A 17562-nucleotide genomic window follows, 5' to 3' on the forward strand; every position below is an offset into this window, starting at 1 on the left:
GCCCCATCCGCTGTCTGGATCATGGAGATGGCATCGTTAGCGTTCCTGATCCCCTGGTTCATGGTGGCGACATCGGATCGCATCAACTCTCGGACAGCGAGTCCGGCAGCGTCGTCGGCAGAGGAATTGATCCGCAGCCCAGACGACAGCCGCTGGATCGACGTACTCAGCGCCCCATAGTGGGCTGACAAATTTCTGGCGGAGTTCATCGCCATGAGGTTGTGGTTTATGACCAATGCCATGGGGAGGCATCTCCTTCCTTGTTCAGCGGGTATTTCCCGTCATTTCCCGGAATTATTTTCCGGTGGCCCGGGGCCTGAACTGCCAGAAATCAAGGTTCAGGCGGAAAAATTGGCATAAAATAAAGTTTACTTGTTAATATCTAGCAAATTACATACCTAACTTTCTTATAAGAACGACACGCTAGCCCTAAACTGTCCGAAAAGGACGGTTCCATGGGCGAGATTCTTAAGGTTTTCGGGAAACGAATCCGGGCATTGCGGCGGGCAAAGGACATGACCCAGGAGCAGCTTGCGGAGCGGGCGGGGCTGTCCCTCCAAAGCGTTGGGGAAATCGAACGGGGCAGGGGGAATCCGACCTTGGTGAATATCGAAAGATTATCTGCCGCACTCGAGGAAGATTTGGCATCCCTCTTTGATCTCGGGGATGTCGGCATGACGCGGGAGCAGGTGCAGAAAGAACTTCTGGAGTTGCTGGCCGGGGCCAGTGAAGAGCAAGTGCGAGCGATCCTGGCCATGGCCCGGGTGCTAATCCAGAAGTGACCTGGGCTTTCCCGCGTCACCGTTCAATCGTCCTCAGGCAGCATGATCGTCAGAACTGGTTCCGCGCTGTCGCCAGGGCCGATATGGGCAATGACCTCGACTGTCTCCGAATGTCCTGGGGACATGAGGAAGCTCACCTTGAAATAGACCCTGTCCGAGTTGCCCGCTCTTTTGGCTGCGAACAGCGCCAGCGTCAGCAGATCGTGGAGCCTGCCCGTCACGGACTGACCCTCGCCAGCCAGCCCGGCTGGTGGTTCTATATAATGATGGTATAGGTTGTCGGTGACCACGGTGGGCAGTTTGAAGCCGGTGGCTTTCGCCTGCTCGGTGACGTCAATGAGGACTCCGTCTGCAATCGCCTGTTCCCTGGTGTAGCTGTAGATGACGTTTCCAAAAGCTTTATCGTTCGGCATTGTCAGGACCATCCTGGTTTGAGTTCAGCAAGTTTTCAAGTTTCTTGCGAAAGTTCCCTGTAAGTTCGAGACCAATTTCGGCATAGCTACGGAGTATCGCTCCATCGACTTCGATGGCGGTGGTGTCCATGATCTTGAAAAGTTGCTCAATTGGTCGGAATGCGCTGGTGATTGCTGATTTTAGGTCCAGATTTTCGAGGTCTTGTGGTTCCATAGGGTATCCTTCTGGGGCTGCACTACAGAGGCAGTTTTGGGGAAGGATATCCTGGAGCAGGGAAGGCGGTCACGGGGACTTGTATAGGGTGGAATTGTTTTGGGAATAGCCCTATGGAAATCGGACGTTGGGCCGGGGCTGTGATTTCTCGAGGTTTCGGGACTGCCGGGGTAAGGGGGAAGACTATGGAAAAAACAAGAGAGTCCCTGTCCGAGTGATGTCGTGGGATGTCCGAGATGGCAGTAGTTTTTTAAAGAATATAATATACGGGTTTTTATGTCTAAAGATGAATATGAAATTTGGCTAGACAGCAAGGGCTTGCAATGAATTGACGATATAGTTATGTTCAGGCCAAATTATACATTTACTTCGTGCTCTTTTGTTTGAGGATGTGGTTTATTGGGTTTCATGCCAAAACCAACCTTTATGAGGGTGCCATGAAAATCGATGACATCTTGAAAAAGAATACAACGCCCCTGTGCGCACCGGCCTATGCTCCCGGACGGCATCATTTTTACAACCGGGAATACTTGAATGTCGTGTATGAGACGGATCCTGAAGCTTTGCGGGAGATCGTTCCGGAGCCGCTTGAAATAGAGGGAAATACAGTCAGATTTGAATTCATCATGATGCCGGATTCGACCGGCCTTGGTAATTATACGGAAAGCGGCCAAGCGATCTCGGTGAGTTTTAATGGCGAAAAGGGCGACTATCTGAGCGCCATGTACGTCAGTAGTGTCGGGGCGATCTCGTCCGGGCGCGAGACCAGCGCCTACCCTAAAAAGGCGGGTCATTCCTCGCTGATAGTTGATGGCGACACCCTTGTCGGTACGTTGGATTACGGTTCCCTGCGCATCGCCACGGCGACCATGGGTTATAAGTGGCAGCGCCTGTCCGAAGCAGAAGCGGTAGGCGTCATCAGTCGGCCGACATTCATGCTCAAGATACAGCATGGGTTGCAGGGCGAGCTGGAAAAGTGCCTGTTGACGCGGATGCCGCCGCTTCGGGACCTAGTCGTCAAGTGGGCCTGGACCGGACCGGCGAGGCTTCAACTGTTCGAGCATGCTCTTGCTCCGGTGGCAGACTTGCCCGTCAGGCGTATTGTCTCGGCCAGCCATATCCTTACCGATTTGAATTTGGAGCCTGTCACTCCGGTCTTCGATTATCTGCAACAGAGGTAGCGCATCTGGCTTCACTGGGGATATTTGGTGAAGGCTATCCTGGGCCGGAGGGGTGGTCACGGGAGCTTGGGGGATTTGGGGAATAGCCCTATGAAAATCGGACATTGGGCCGAGGCTGGGAATCCCTGCGGTTTCGGGGCTGCCGGGCCAAAGGGGAAGGCCCAGCTGGAAAAACCCCAGGACGGGGCCGGTAGAGAGCAGGGGAGGGGTGTCCGAGGGAATGGGCTGGCCCGGGGCAGGGGAGTCGGGGCTGGAATGTGTTCTAAAAGAAACTAGCGATATCCTAGGACGTTGTGCGATGCAGGTAGCTGCATTTTTTTATTTATTCGTATTCGTAGATGAAAATAAGCTATTTTTCTTTTCTGGAGCTGATTTGAGGGGCAATTGCTCTCGCTTTGGAGTTGATGACTCGTGTTTTCTTACAAATCTTTCGTAATCGAATAAATATAATTTCTGCTGATTCGCAAAAGATGAGAGAGTGTGTTTGGACCAGATTGACAAGATTATGTGCGGAGGCTATCTGCCCGTGAAACATCACCTGAAAAATAAGGAGACTCTCATGGTCGATAAGGAAATTTGGGCGGAAGCGTTGAATTTGGCGAAAGATCAGCTCCGCCATGGAAAAGTTCATTTCAGTGAACTCGAAGTGGTTACAACGAGCATTTACGAAAAACTTATTTCCCTGAAATGTGGACCGATCATTGATGTTGTGGCAGAGCCAATGAAGCAAATTGAAGAGCAGCGCCACAGTAAGACTAAGAAAGCTGTCAAGTGTGCTGTCTGTGGTGTAGAGTTTAAAGTTTTAGGTTCGAAGCATCTTGATTCTCATGGTCTTACCCGTGAACAGTATATGGAAAAATTTGGTGTGTCTAAAAAAGACATGTCCATTAAAATTGCTAGGAAAACTACAACGGGTGAAGACAACCCCTTGAAGCAAATGCAAATGATTATGAAAGAGTTTGGTATAAAGCGGAGTGAGGTTAAGAAGTTCGTCATCGACAAGGGCTTCGATGGTTTGAAAAGTCTTGCCTCAACTGCTAAAGAGAAGAATGTTGGCATTGTTGAGTTGCTGAAGAAGTAGCCCTGCCACCTCGTTCGCTTAAATCTGGTGTGATCCCAGAGAGCTCTATGAAAAGGCCCACGTCGTCCAGGGAAATTGGTTGGCGTGGGTCTTTATTTGTTTTTGAAATGGAGATATTGAACTCATAATTTCCCCAAGGGGTAGCTCTATGGGAAATGACTTTTCGAAGGTTGCTCCTTCGTATGGGGGGATTGGATGGCGATGAAATCGTTCGGCTATGACTTTTTAAAGAGAAATATCCTCAATATTATTTTAACAATCGGTGTTCCGTTGTCGCTATGGTTTTATTTTCAGAGAGATATAAAAGAGATTACGATAACCTATGAATCAAACACACCTGTTGTCTCTGTAAATAATAGCTTGTCTCAGGGGATTTCAATATCTTACAACTCCATTCCGATTGAATCGATGAATGTTTTAACGTTTTTGGTTAGTAATTCAGGGAATAGGCCAATTGAAAAAAGCAGCTATGATAAGCCAGTGAGTATAATATTTAATAATGAAACTCCAGACAACCCTATTATAACAAAGAAATTGCCTGAGCAATTAGACCCTATACTTTCCTTAGATAAACAAAGCGAACTAAAAATTTCTCCTTTGCTTTTGAATCCCGGAGACTGCTTTGAATTTAGAATTTCTCTTGTTAATGCTAAGTCGCAAAAACCAAGCTTTAAGGTTGACGGTAGAATTGTTGGCGTCCCACGTATAATAATTAAAGATAACTCAGATAGTAAAAGTATTTTTAGTGTTTTTAGCACGATTTATCTGAACGTAGCTATTTCTATGGTTGCTCTTTTAATTACTATGGCATCTGGCGTTAAAGTTTTAATGAATTTTTTGAAGTATAATATTAGCAAAAATGCAATTGAAAAAACAATTATCGCTGGAAAAAATATTAATATAACACCAGAAATTAGAAGCTATTCAAAAAATCTTGCAGAGAGACTGAATATTCAGCGATATGACGTTAAAAGTAACTTATTGATGTTAAGAATTAAGATTGAAGATTTAGTCAATGAATTGGTTAGAATGCATGGAGGAGATAGTGGTAAGAAGTCTTATTCGATTGCTGCAAAAATCCGTAATCTAGCTCAAAAAGAAGTGGTCCCCTATGAGATGGTTTCTGCTATAAACGATATTCTCCCTGCAATAAACGGTGAGCTTCATAATAACTTTTCGTATATAAATAACACTTCGTTTGAAACAATTCAGGAAATAGCTTTAAATGTTGTAAGTGTTTTGGAATCTAAACTTTTGTCCGCCAATGAGTCTAGGAAGATATCCTCATCGATTTGTTTAGACGATAAAAATATAAGCAATAATAAGTATGATTAAATTTAGGAAGGTTAATCGTGTTCGTAAAGATGGGTTGGGTTTGTTCCTGAAATGTTTCGCAAAAATGCCCCGTGTTTTTTAAGGAAAGTTGTTGGCTATGGTCTTTCTGTGTTTTAAAGGAAGTAGCATAGATTATTTACAGGAAAGTAATATCGGAATTGTCTGTGTAGTTTTAGATCTAAAGGTAATCGTCCGAGATACTGGTAGGGAATGTTATGGGTGATAAAATTGAAATACCAGTTAATATTTTTCTAGACATGTTTAATTCTATCGCCGATCCTTGTGTTAAAGACAATGTTGTGAATCACCTGAAAACGGTAGCAGATGAAGCGCCTAGAGCGCATATTCTACGGAGTCTTTATCTTGATAAAAACGGGTGCTTATGTTTTGATGATGACTTGTATTGGGAGTCTATATATCACGGCAAGGTTGGAACATATGCAAAAGCCTTCAAAGAAAAATTTGATAAGTTATTTGAAGAAGCAGAGATGTTAAAGCACATGAGAGAAAGCCGCGAAGAACGGGAAAGTATATGTTCGCACAAAAGTCATATGAAGAGAATTGTTCCAATCTCTACCGAGTTTCGGAAAGAAGAAGCAGAAGCTTTGCGATCAATGAAAACGTTACTGAAATCTAAAGTTTTCAAACTGGATAAATGACTGTATTAATTAACTCCATAGTTGTTCGTTGTTGAGTGAAGCAATTTCAGCGAGATCATCTTCTCCCCTTTACGGGGGAAATGGAGGGGATAGCTTCACGTTCTCTGCCCCTGAGGCTGAGAAGAGCGTGCTGGAGAAGAAGTCGTTAGCTCAAAATTTCAAATCCTTGTGTACAAGGCCCACGTCGTCCAGGAAAAATGGTTGGCTTGGGTCTTTTGATTTCTGGAGCTAACCCATTTTGATATTTGTGGATCGGGATGGGGATAGTGTCTTCGCGCCAGCAATAATGGCCATCTGGATTTGACCGCTTGACATTCCAGAATATCTGCTTACTCATAGAAAATCTTTTTGAAATGAAATTGCCCTAGGAGATCATATGGCTGACGTCCAAAAATATTTTCTTGAATTCCATGACGCGATAAAATTGAGCAATATTGAAGAAAACAAAATATTGCAAGAAAAGCGGGACATATTAATAGGGAACCTCAAGGAAAAATTGCCGGAGGACTTCCCGTCCTTCTCGCAGTTTAATCAAGGCAGCTATGCCATGAATACAGGAGTTAACCCAAAGGACAGTGACTTCGATATCGATGTGGGAATTGTTTTTGAGTGCTTACGATCTAAGTTTACGCCAGTAGGACTTAAAAAGAAAATAAGAGATGCACTTGCATACGCGAATAGACAAGTTCTAATTAGACGATCATGTGTGACTGTACAATACATTAAAAGTGGCGAACATTGTTATCATGTTGATTTGGCTATTTACGTTAAACGTGAGGAAGACTCTTTCTTTGACCTAGCTAAAGGCAAAGAATTTTCTGAGGAATCTGAAAAATATTGGGAACTTTCAGACCCTAAAGGCTTGATTAGTAAAATTCAGGCTGGCTCAACTTCGTGTTTAGAGGCGAAACATACCGCTCAAATGCGTAGGTGTATTCGTTATTTGAAGCTTTGGCGTGATCACAAACTCCCAAGTGGAAAACCTGTCAGCATAGCCCTCACATGTGCCGCTCAACAATGGTTCTCTCCAAAAGAAGATAGATTAGGGAAGGATGACGACCTTGAAGCAATGCTTAATTGGGCTTCTCAGATTCATACCTTTGTCAGTGTCACCAGGAATATTCCGCTTCCTGTTCAGCCGTACTCTAATCTTTTAGCTGAGTTAACTGAAAATCAACTAAATGGTGTTTGTGATCGCCTTGTAGAACTTAAAAATGCGCTGAAAGAGGCACGTGCTGAAGATGATCCTGTCGAAGCTTGCAAGAAGCTCATGAAACAATTCGGGAAATGCTTCCCTGTGCCAGAGAAGTCAGAGACAGCCAAAGTCTCTATCAAAGCGGCTGTCCTACCGTCAGGGACGAGTGCCTAATGGTAATGACAGTAAAAGAGGAGGTTTTTTTAGAACATCTAAATAAAAATCATAGTGTCAGTGAGGCTCGGAAAATTGATTGTGACGAAGTTAGCCTCACACAAGTTTCACAGCATGGCCAAAGTACTTTTGCCTTTAAAGCAAAAGTCAAGGATAACTTTTTTGAAATAGTCGTCATAGTTAGTGATGAATTCCCCAGGGCTCTTCCAGACTACTATCTGCTGCATCCTGGTAAACATGGGCTAATGGGTCACGTGAATTGGAGAGGGAAGATTTGTTACACCACGGAGGAAAATCTTGCTATTGATGTAGATAGGCCTCTAGATGTTTTAGATTATACACTTAAAAAAGTATTAGATGTCCTTGAATCTGGAGAGAAAAAAAATTTAACGTCGCTATGGGAAGAGATTCAAGGATATTGGCAGTCGTTACCAGAGTCGTATATAGTCTATTGTTTTTTCGATCCAGGTGATGCCGTTGAATCAATTTATGCTCAAGAAAAGAAACTCAATGGGAAACATATTGTAACGTGTTTTAACAAAGAGCCATGCGATAAAGAGTATGGCTTTAACTGTTCGTTTAAGAAAGCTAATCAAATTCACGCTCTTTATATCCCGCTGTCTACGCAAATAAATCCTCCGCTGCCAGGACAGCCTATAACGATGCAGTTTGTCAAGGATTTGATTTCTAAGGTAGCACCAAATAATTTTCTCAAATTACAGCAAATATTGTCACGTGGACGGCATAGAAAACAGAGACTTCCAATACTTTTTTCTATGCCACGTACGTCTGGGCAAAAGGCTCTACTGGGTCTTGTTCTTCAATTTCGGGGAAGTATTAATTTTATTACTGCTCAGAGTAAGGACATATACCGAATATTTCCTTTGATCGTACAAAGGCATGATAAAAAGTACCTGCTTGAAAGAGGCGGTGTCCAGCAATGTTTAGCTGGAAAGTGTGTATCTATCATTGGCTGTGGAGCTGTTGGTTCAAGAATAGCTGACCTCATTGTTCATGATGGAATTGGGGAAGTAATACTTGTGGACCACGACTGCCTTCAAGTCGACAATCTCTATAGGCATCTTCTTGGCGGTTCATATATTGGTAACTACAAAAGCACTGCCTTGGCAAATTATTTTAAAACAAAACTCCCTTATGTCAATATTACTCCTGAAGTTATGCGCTTAGAAAACTGGATAAAATCGGAAAATTATTGCCGAACTGATATTGTGATTGAGGCTACTGGGAATATAACCTCCGCTAGGAATTTCAATAGAATGATTAGGACAAGTATGACCACTGTAAAACCAGTGGTTTACACGTGGCTAGAGCCGTATGGGATTGGGCTTCATGCTCTTCTAACTTGTCCGCCTCTTTCGGGATGTCTCGAATGCCTTTTTACAAATAAGGGTGAATCTTTTCTGTCAGCGGTTACAAGTTTTCTTAACCCTGGCCAGCATTACGCTAAAGATCTTGTAGGGTGCGGTGGATCATTTACAGACTTCGCTAACGCTGAAGCTGCGAGGTTAGCGCTCATGGGGCGGGATCTTGCGATCGGATTCTTACTCAACAAAAGAAATCCTACTTATCTAATTTATAAAGGGGATAAAAGTCAGGCAATTGCTGCAGGATTGAAACCAAGTGAGTGGTATTTTACTGCAGACAACGCTAAAATTTTAAGACTCGAAAATAATTTTCTGGAGGCAACATGTCCGTTATGCAGCGGACAAAACTAATCTATCCGATGCTCCATTGCGGCAGATTGAATATTTCAGAAGAAGTAACAAATAAGCTTTTCCCATGGCGTCAACTGAATTCTCTAGACAGAGAAGCTGGCGGTCTTTTACTAGGAAGGCATTTGATAGATAGTCCAAACATTATCATTGATGACATCACTGCGCCATTAGAATGTGATAAAAGATCCCGATTTTCATTTTTTCGATCATTGTCACATAATTTAATTGCAAAAGGTCAGTGGTTATCAAGTGGCAAGACTTGCATAACGCTTGGAACTTGGCATAGCCATCCAGAGGTATATCCAGAACCTTCTTTGCAAGACTGGAATGACTGGAAAAAAGTATTGAGAAAAGGCCGTTATCCATCACCATTTTTGTTTTTTCTTATTCTTGGCATAGAGAGTGTAAGGGTCTGGCAAGGCTTTAATCCTGAAAAGATTTTTGAAATAAAGTGTAATATATGATAAAAACTGTTAGCAGACTTGTGGTTGAAACGAATGTCCGCATTATTGCTGGCGTAGTTTTGATATTGCTTTCTATTCTATTAGGCTTTAATTCTGTAAGCAGTCATTATAAGTTAACTATTCAGTATGAGTCTTATCGTGCTGAAGCTGAGGCCACAAAAGAAGACAAAGAAGGGAATGCTCTCGCATTGTATTTAGCAATTTTGTTGTTGGCAGTTGGTGTAATCCTAGTCGTTAGTGGTGCACGTGATAATAGATTGCTGAAAAGGAATTCAAGAGTACGGACGATATTAGTTCAAATTTTGGGCTTAGAAGCAGAGGCGACGCCCCGGCTAAAGCAGTTTCTTCAAAATGACATTGTTGAGTCAGGTGATTTGCTTGAAATATCAGTTGATCTTCGGAAATACATAAAGAATAATTGTTTGGTCGATCCTAATGCTGCGTTTGTCGATATATGTCAAATTAACGATAGCTTGGCGTCGATAGCACGCAGTCATAACGACTTTAAATTTGAGATAATCTATGGTGGTTTGGCTCCCATCCCTTTACTTGTTCTGGCTGGCTATTTGATCTCAAATCGGTGCAACGTAAGAAATATTTTTGAATATAATCGTCTTACTAGCTCTTGGGAGACTTTACAGAATAATCCCAACGATAAATCAGACCTTATTTGTGACAAGTTGGTGGCAGGTAGCAGTGTCTCAGAAGTGGCAATTTCTCTGTCAGTTTCTTACCAAATTAGTGATGAACAGATTAAAGAAAGTTTAAATGATGATATAAAAATACTGCATTGCAAATCTCAAAATGTCTGCGTTGACAGTATAAATAGTAGGCAGGCTTTGGACAGATCTGTTGAAACATTTCGTAAATATATCAATGATATTAACGTAAAGTTCCCTTCTGTTAAAAGGATTCATGTTTTTTGTGCTGCTCAATCATCATTTTGTTTTTCCCTCGGCCGGATACTTGCCCCTAATATCCATGGTTCTTTTTGTGTCTATTACTTTAACAGAAATTCAACGCCTTGTTATCCGTGGGCGTTATCTCTTACGGCTGGATCGGACCCGAAACTTATATAAAATATTTGCCAACCATAATTGTGCAGGGTTATAGTTGTCTTGATGGAGAAAGTGTTAAAACTCAACATTGCTGTATGAAAACAGACGCTTTGAGCGGGAACGTCGCTCAAAGCATCGCCACGTAATCCCTTTGTCTTTATGTAACATACTGAAATAATTAATCATTCATAACATCCGTCTCTCCCCAACGTCCTTTTTCTCCACCTCCCCACGAAAAATTTCTTGACCTCTCAGCCCGTGGGAGTGTAGTCCCCTCCGACCAACGACGAGCCAACAAGCGCCAACGGGTTGGTCCCCAAAAACTTATTCGATTATGGAAAGTTTTGGGTTGACTTGGGGAAGAGTTCGGAATAGATATCCCCTTCCCTGATTCTGTTTATAGGAGCGTAGCTCAGGGGGAGAGCACTTGCTTGACACGCCAAAAGCGTGATATAAACCCCTAAAATCATTACAAAAGCCCCTGTGAAAAAGTGATCTCGTTGGCGAGTAGCCAACGGGATTTTCTGTTTTTATTAGGTCTACTTTCGGCCACGTTGGCGCAACAGTGGTCGGACTGTGGCGGTCCAGCCAACACAGTTCCACCTATCCCTCCGATGCTCCTGATCCGTCCCGATTTTCCTGTCTATCCCAGGTCCAGCTGGTCAAAAACGCGGTTTCCTTCGTTTTGGGTGTTGCGTATTGGACTGATTCGCAGGAAACTGCCGTTGGATAAGGGGGTTCTAGGTCAAAATCCGTATTTACTGTATATTTTCAGTGTATTCCCGTGGCTAACCGCACATGGACGGGGCTGAACTCGCAGTTTCTTGTGGATTTTAGACCATTTCTGTCGGTTTTTGTCAGTGCAATTGACTATTCTCTTTTTATTTGTTGAAGTCATCGTGTTTTTGTATTTAATCCTGGATATGGTCAAGATTCACTTGTTGTTTCTTGTGGATGGTTGAGTTGTTCTGAGAAGCTAATTTTCCTAAGGATTTCTAGTCAATGCCGATTTCTTTAATACGGCCACGGCTTACTGATTTTCATGGAATCCACTCGTCACAGTCCCAAGTTGACTTTGCTATTCCTTTTTTTGATGAGGACATTCCTTTGTTTGTCGATCCTTTTTTGCTGTGGAGATCTCCTTCATATCAAGATAAATCACTCCATGGGTCAATTGTTAATAGTTTTAATCATTTAGGTTATCTTTCGAGGACCGGGAAACGAGATGAAGCGATAAGGCAATTAATTATCGCATCTGAGTGTGATGAGGTTGGTTTGGGTTTGTCTTCTACAAAACAAGGGAAAAGAATAGGAGAAGATAAAGCTGGTAATATATTAGATGTGTTCGAGCGTATCGATATCTATAGGGAGTGTGGCTTTAAGCATCTTGAAGAGCTTCAGTTGTACATTGATGGAGTGTCTTCTGATAGGATAAGTGACATTGCATGTAATTTTATGAAGTCTTTTTTGATTGATTACACTATATATCAGTGCAAAAGCCTTGGAATTCCTTGTGAGAATACGCGCATTGAACATTTGTATGATATTGAAAAGTTGACATTTACTGAAAATTTTAATGTTGAATTGCCGGTTAATCCTTCGAATAAGATGCCAATCTTGCTTATCCCAAAGCGTTGGTTGAGGCGTAGCCTATGGATTGCGTTTGATGACTATTTTAAATCATATTGCCCTTGTGATGCTAATGTAAACCCTGGAGGTGTTGTTTCAAGAGTTGATGTTTTAGTGTATAACAGAGATAACTACGGCGCAATTGATTATTATATAAAAGAAAAAGAAAGAAATAGGGATGATTGTCATAATGACCCATTGTTTACGCAAATACCTGTAAACTCTGCGAAAAATAAAATTAAACAAATAAAATCTTTGCCAACGGGCAAGGATGATGGAGCTGATAAAAAATATGAAGATTTTGTTTGCCAACTATTGGCTTCGCTTTTGTACCCAGATTTAGATTTTGCTGCAGAACAAGTTCGGACTAGTTCTGGAGTAAGTATTAGAGATGTCGTATTCTACAATAATAGGACGCATAATTTTTTGAAAGAAATATTTGATGATTTTGGAAGTAAGCAGATTGTGATGGAACTCAAGAATGTAAAAGAAGTTGAGAGAGAGCATGTTGATCAAATCAATAGATATGTAAATGATAATTTTGGTCGGTTCGGTGTTCTCGTGACCCGAAATAATCTTAAGGCAGCGCGGTATAGAGCTTTAATTGATTTGTGGTCTGGTCAGAGAAAATGCATTATTCCCTTAACTGACACCGATCTTGAGCAAATGGTTGATCTGTATGAAAGCAGGCAACGAAGTCCATTGGATGTGCTGAAAAAGAAATATATTGAATTCCGTCGTTCATGTCCAGCTTAGGAGGTCGAGTATGATGACGCAATTGCAGGTCGAACAGTTAGAAAAGCTAATCGAGCAATTAGCAAGTTTGCACAATGAGCTCTCTGTTTTGGCTAAAAAATCTCCAAATGATGCTGTTAATGCGTTTAAGTTGAAATATATCAATATCGTCGTAGATGGATGCAATGTTCTTCTTGGTGAAAAGTACAAACCTTTTGTGGACTTTGAAGTTTTTGACGCAGATGATGTGCCTTCAAATAGCGATGTGACATTCATTCTTTCTCAGTATATCGCATCTGTTGAAATATTTAGATCTGATAATATCGTGTTCAGAAATAGCTTTTGGCATTATATGGTTGAGGATGAGTCAGTGTCAATTAGGACAAAGGGCCCGGCAAGGTTGAAGTAGATTGTATGGGAAAGAAAAAAACTGTAATGACGAAGGCAGTTGCTTATGAAGCGACAGCTCCATTGTTTGAACCACTGTATGCAGAAGTGCAAACACTCGCAAAGAAAAAGCCTGACGGTACTTTAAGTACCGCAAAGGTAATTATCATCAATAGGCTTCTTGAAGACATAAGGGAACTGTTGAAGGATGAGGGCTATTTTAAGTATTTAATGATACTTGATGCTGACCAACTTCCACAGTATAGCGACGTTTTGTTGATAATGTCTCACTATAAAGGAGCGTTGTCTTCCTTTCGCGATACATGTTGCTATTATGATTTTGAAACAGGAGAGCATGGTTGGGTTTTCGACTAACAACTTTTTGGTTTTTACAAGTATATTATTTAGATATGGGTGATGTTCTGCCCGTTTGCCAGCATCGGGTGAACAATTATGCAGCTGAAGATCTCAACAGCAAGACCATGGATGCCAAGCAAATAATTCTTTATTACTGGTACAGAAAACACTTCAAGTTTGTCTTCTGCTTTTTTTGTAGCTTTACCCTCTGTTCAAAATATGTCTTTGCGCCGTTTATAATGGTAACGCTGGAATGTTCTTGTGAAAAAGGTGAACCTCCGTTTTTCAGAGGTCCACATTTATCGCTACATCGTCACTGTTTTCTTCAATTTATTCGGCCCGGAAGTCCCTGTGACGCTTTTGAACCCACTGTTCACTTAAGACTTCTCTCTAAACTACTTCTTGAAATTAGCCCGATGCATTTCAGTCTTGCCGAGAAACAACAGCGAGAATGGAAGTAGTTACAACGTTCTTTCGAGTAAATGGTTTGTCATATCTGCATTGGCAGGGACTGTTCTGGTCAAATACGAAGGAAACCGCGTTTTTGAAGATGACTAGGAGGAAGAATCGCAGAGTGCTGCCATCTGTGCAGTAAAGATACCGTTAAAGCCGGCCTCCCACTCGAAATAGCGGTATTCTTGGCACAAGGACCGTTACTACGGGTGGAACTTGCAGGACTCTGTATTTTTTCAGAGCCGAAAAATCGCTAAATTCTGGATTTTAAAAAGTCCAGTAAACTGGAATCCTGGAACATCGTTATCACGGTGATTTTTACGGCAACCACACCGGACTCTTGCCCACTGAAATTCTTGAACTTCTCTCCAACAACGGCAACGGCAACACCAAGTAAACTTCCCAAGATGCTGCCGATGGGATATACTCTCCGCTACTGGCCCAATTAGGCGGCAACTACACCATCGTCGGGAACGATCCTGACCCAGGATACTACGCCATTCAAAAAGGGAACCACTGGGTCACGGTTGAACACTTTTGTGGCTAATGCAATATAAAGATTTTTTGTGGATATTTTGTTGCTATTATGTTTGCGAAGTCAGTTGTTGAACTCATGTGTATATAGTTGTCGACGTGAATGGTTGCATATGAAGACATATCCTATCTTGTTCAATTTTCTTTGTGTTTCTGTTTTTTTAATTGCATGATGTGTAGGTGGCTTTGTTGAAAAATTTTCGTGATATCGGAAGTATGGGCGAAAGTGCCTTTTCGCTTTTGTGCGCGGAGGTTGGGCTGGTTGCCAATAAATCGAACGTTGATAGAACAGGCTGGGATTATTTTGTTGAATTCCCATATGATGATGTTGGCAACATTCCGCTCGATATGCAGAAAGCTGCGTTAGAGTGTAAAGTACAGGTAAAAAGTACAGACAAAATAACGTACAAATATCCTCTTAAAGTCTCTAACATGAGAAGGCTTGCAACAGCATTGAGTCCATCTTTTGTGATTATAATAGGATTTAATGGTAAGGGTAGCGTTGATGAGGCATATCTTATTCATTTTGACGATGATATTATTGCCAGTGTATTGAAAAAGATTAGATTTTTAGAGCAAGTAAAGAAAAGAAAGTCTTTAAATAGAGCTACAATGACGGTGTATTATGATGATACAATGAAACTTGCTGAGATTTCTGGGCAATGCCTGAGAGACAAAATGGTAAGTTACATTGGTGCTGATATCGGTGTTTATGTTAAGAATAAACAGAAAACACTTAAGACTGTGGGTTTTGAAGAAGGCAGTGGGGTTATCCACTTTTCTTTTGCAGAAAGAGAAAGCTTCGAAAAGATGATCGATGCTTCGTTGGGAATTTCATCTGAAGTTGATGTCGCGTCGTGTCAAATCTTTAACTCTAGGTTTGGAATCAAGAGCAGTGAGCCGACGGTCGATTTGGAGGCTGCGAAACTAGTTATCAGCAGCGTTAGTCCTTTTGCTGAGGGAGTAGTGTCTTTTTCGACTAAGATCGGTAGTATTAGTGCAATATTTCCATGTGAAGTCTATGTGTCGCCGCTGGCTGGAATTATTGCAGGTTATAATCGTGGACTTAGGATTGTTAGTGATTGTTTTGAAATTAATGGAAGTCTTACATCTAATGTTGCAGAAATTTCGTTGAAGTTTGATTATGGAAAACGTTATCCTTTGCTTGAGCTTCAGAATGTTTCTAAATTTTTTAAAGTATTAAGTACAAGGGAGGCTGATATAGATTGTGTAATTAATTGTAAGAATAAGCTTTGTTTGAATTTTTATTTTGTTTCTAACTTTCCAAGTGACTGGGCTGAAAGTCTTTTCGTTACAATAAATGAAGCAATCTCGTTGTCGTTACGATTCGGATGTTTTGAGAAAGTGACTGCCTCTGTTTATGAGATGCAAGGTAAAGATTCGTCTATAAAACAGCTTCAATCTTTGTTCGATGGGCGAATAAATACTCTTTACGCTGACTTTACTCTTGTCGAAAGAATTGCAATTGAACCTGGAAAGGTTTGTAGGTGTTTGTTTTTTTGTTGTGCAGTGATTGGTAGATTTGTTTTTGGGGCGATATTCTCATCCGATGGTGTTCTTGTGCAAAAATCTGATGATTCATATTCTTTTTCATCTGACAACATCAGCGTCGAACAGATGGTAAACTATAGTTTTGATTATCCGCTTACGTATGCTGATATGGTAGAAAAGTTTGAAAAGCTAGAACTTTTGTATGACAATGACTATCAGGTACTCCGCCTTTTCAATGACAATAAATAGATAAAGTAAGCACAATATTTTGTCTTCTGTCAAACTCTGGCATTCAATAAAGCTCCATGAACTCTGATGTTGGAATTTGTAAAAAGTGTTTAAAAATATGCATTGTTTGCCTTTTCCCGTTTGTTCTTCTGCTTGACCGCACATGGACGGGTCTAAACTCGCAGGACTCTGCGAATTTCAACGTCGAAAAATCGCTAAATTCTGGTTTTCAAAAAGTCCAGTAAACTGGAATCCTGGAGCATCGGTCACACAGTGATTTTCGCGGCAACCACAGGGCCATCTTGTCTGCTGTAATTCTTGATCTTTCACCGGCAACGGCAACACCAAGTAAACTTCCCAAGCTGCTGCCGATGGGATATACTCGCCACTACTGGCCCAGCTGGGCGGCAACGGGACCGGGACCAACCCAGAACCGATCCTGGCCCAGCATACTACGACGTTAAAAAGGTGAACCACCGGAGCAGGGCGGTCCACCTTCAGGCAACGGGCTAAATCAAGATGTTACACGAGATTATTTTCAAACAAATCAATCTTTACAAGGGTATCGAATCCCAATGTTTTGACAATCCATGCTTCAGCTTCGGTCCATTTGCGGGTTCTAGAGTTTTTCATCTGAGCTTTGATAGTTTCGATGTTTTCTTTGAATTGTTTCGGCGTGTACAGTGCTGCGTAGTGCCAGTAGATTTCATAGTAGCATTTATCGCATAAGTAATCGAATTGTCGAAACATACCGGGAACAAACCAATGAGATTCGTCCCATAAACATTGAACTTTCATAACTTTCTCCGTGTTTGGTCTTTGACAAAAGAAAGACGAGGAGTCTGTGCTAGAGATTCCTCGTCTTCCTATATCGCTTAGAGTGATATGCTATTTTCTAGTCTTCTTTAGCAATTTCAATAAGTTTTTCAATGATGGTGTTCGTGTCGTCAGTTTTCGACTTGAGGTTGAGAATAATATTTCTAATTTCTTCTCCACTGCGATTTTGTTTCAGCTGTAAATAACACTTCTTGTAACAAACGGGGCACAGGTATCTCCAGGTTTCTTTTGGTTTGACAGGGTATTTAGTGTCGCAGATCAAGCATGACATCTCGATAGCTTCTTCTTCTGGATTTGATGTGGCCAGCTTCATAATGTTGTTTTTATAGTAGGTGTCAATTGCCACGACGTGCTTATGAGTCTTTTTGATGTTTTCAATGTCTTTTTCGAAATCATCCCAAGTCATCACTTTCTTGTAAGTGTCTGTAAAAATATTGAAATAGCACTTTGTGCATAATGATTTAAACTCTTCGCCTTCATTTACTTCAAATACGTGGGACTCGTCCCACAAACATTTCTTAGTAGTCATAATGCTTCTTCTTTTTTTGTTAAAAGTTTCCAAGAATAGAAAGACGGAGAATCTTTTTCAAGACACCCC

17 protein-coding genes and 1 pseudogene are annotated in these 17562 nt (G+C 41.6%); 13 read left to right on the plus strand and 5 right to left on the minus strand.

Annotated features, from left to right (window positions below):
- A pseudogene (locus tag DVDV_RS11210) lies at nt 1-242 on the minus strand (flagellin); the annotation flags it as partial.
- Nucleotides 243-455: 213 nt separating this feature from the next.
- Between DVDV_RS11210 and DVDV_RS11215 the strand changes: the two are divergent.
- Complete coding sequence (locus tag DVDV_RS11215) at nt 456-782, plus strand: helix-turn-helix domain-containing protein (protein ID WP_075354754.1); 327 nt, start codon at nt 456-458, stop codon at nt 780-782.
- Between the two features lie 23 nt (nt 783-805).
- On the opposite strand, the gene DVDV_RS11220 is transcribed toward DVDV_RS11215, so the two are convergent.
- Together DVDV_RS11220 and DVDV_RS11225 are read right to left on the minus strand one after the other, a co-directional pair.
- Nucleotides 806-1195, minus strand: a complete 390-nt coding sequence (locus tag DVDV_RS11220) for a DUF6573 family protein (protein ID WP_075354755.1) — start codon at nt 1193-1195, stop codon at nt 806-808.
- On the minus strand, nt 1182-1409 hold the full coding sequence (locus tag DVDV_RS11225) for a hypothetical protein (protein WP_075354756.1): 228 nt from the start codon (nt 1407-1409) through the stop codon (nt 1182-1184). The genes DVDV_RS11220 and DVDV_RS11225 overlap by 14 nt, the downstream gene beginning before the upstream one ends.
- A gap of 437 nt (nt 1410-1846) precedes the next feature.
- On the opposite strand from DVDV_RS11225, the gene DVDV_RS11230 reads away from it, so the two are divergent.
- The 12 genes from DVDV_RS11230 (at nt 1847) to DVDV_RS22310 (ending at nt 16148) form a co-directional block, all read left to right on the plus strand.
- Nucleotides 1847-2590 carry an acetoacetate decarboxylase gene (locus DVDV_RS11230; RefSeq protein ID WP_075354757.1) on the plus strand — a complete coding sequence of 248 codons (744 nt, stop codon included), beginning with the start codon at nt 1847-1849 and terminating at the stop codon, nt 2588-2590.
- A 559-nt stretch (nt 2591-3149) separates the two neighbouring features.
- Nucleotides 3150-3671, plus strand: a complete 522-nt coding sequence (locus DVDV_RS11235; protein ID WP_075354758.1) for a MucR family transcriptional regulator — start codon at nt 3150-3152, stop codon at nt 3669-3671.
- Between the two features lie 195 nt (nt 3672-3866).
- Nucleotides 3867-5006, plus strand: coding sequence for a hypothetical protein (locus DVDV_RS22285; protein ID WP_139311596.1), 1140 nt, complete (start codon nt 3867-3869; stop codon nt 5004-5006).
- Between the two features lie 215 nt (nt 5007-5221).
- Nucleotides 5222-5665: a hypothetical protein gene (locus tag DVDV_RS22290; protein ID WP_139311597.1), complete on the plus strand. Its 444-nt coding sequence runs from the start codon at nt 5222-5224 to the stop codon at nt 5663-5665.
- 376 nt (nt 5666-6041) lie between these two features.
- Complete coding sequence (locus DVDV_RS22295) at nt 6042-7034, plus strand: cyclic GMP-AMP synthase DncV-like nucleotidyltransferase (RefSeq protein ID WP_075354759.1); 993 nt, start codon at nt 6042-6044, stop codon at nt 7032-7034.
- On the plus strand, nt 7034-8770 hold the full coding sequence (locus DVDV_RS11245) for a ThiF family adenylyltransferase (RefSeq protein ID WP_075354760.1): 1737 nt from the start codon (nt 7034-7036) through the stop codon (nt 8768-8770). The genes DVDV_RS22295 and DVDV_RS11245 overlap by 1 nt, the downstream gene beginning before the upstream one ends.
- The gene (locus DVDV_RS11250; RefSeq protein ID WP_083634754.1) at nt 8743-9234 is read left to right on the plus strand and encodes a Mov34/MPN/PAD-1 family protein; all 492 of its coding nucleotides are present in this window, start codon (nt 8743-8745) and stop codon (nt 9232-9234) included. Before DVDV_RS11245 ends, DVDV_RS11250 begins: the two co-directional genes overlap by 28 nt.
- Complete coding sequence (locus DVDV_RS22300; RefSeq protein WP_139311599.1) at nt 9231-10313, plus strand: SAVED domain-containing protein; 1083 nt, start codon at nt 9231-9233, stop codon at nt 10311-10313. The genes DVDV_RS11250 and DVDV_RS22300 overlap by 4 nt, the downstream gene beginning before the upstream one ends.
- Before the next feature lie 981 nt (nt 10314-11294).
- On the plus strand, nt 11295-12677 hold the full coding sequence (locus tag DVDV_RS11255; protein ID WP_217694132.1) for a hypothetical protein: 1383 nt from the start codon (nt 11295-11297) through the stop codon (nt 12675-12677).
- Between the two features lie 10 nt (nt 12678-12687).
- Nucleotides 12688-13065: a hypothetical protein gene (locus DVDV_RS11260; protein WP_075354761.1), complete on the plus strand. Its 378-nt coding sequence runs from the start codon at nt 12688-12690 to the stop codon at nt 13063-13065.
- A gap of 5 nt (nt 13066-13070) precedes the next feature.
- A complete protein-coding gene (locus DVDV_RS22305) occupies nt 13071-13418 on the plus strand; it encodes a hypothetical protein (protein WP_075354762.1) in 348 nt (115 codons plus the stop codon).
- A 1149-nt stretch (nt 13419-14567) separates the two neighbouring features.
- Nucleotides 14568-16148 carry a hypothetical protein gene (locus DVDV_RS22310; RefSeq protein ID WP_139311600.1) on the plus strand — a complete coding sequence of 527 codons (1581 nt, stop codon included), beginning with the start codon at nt 14568-14570 and terminating at the stop codon, nt 16146-16148.
- A 501-nt stretch (nt 16149-16649) separates the two neighbouring features.
- Here the strand turns inward: DVDV_RS22310 and DVDV_RS11270 are convergent.
- The gene (locus DVDV_RS11270) at nt 16650-16925 is read right to left on the minus strand and encodes a hypothetical protein (protein WP_075354763.1); all 276 of its coding nucleotides are present in this window, start codon (nt 16923-16925) and stop codon (nt 16650-16652) included.
- Between the two features lie 97 nt (nt 16926-17022).
- A complete protein-coding gene (locus DVDV_RS11275; protein WP_075354764.1) occupies nt 17023-17493 on the minus strand; it encodes a hypothetical protein in 471 nt (156 codons plus the stop codon).
- Between the last annotated feature and the right edge of the window lie 69 nt (nt 17494-17562).

The sequence above is a fragment of the Desulfovibrio sp. DV genome, assembly GCF_001936595.1.
Lineage (GTDB): Bacteria > Desulfobacterota > Desulfovibrionia > Desulfovibrionales > Desulfovibrionaceae > Solidesulfovibrio.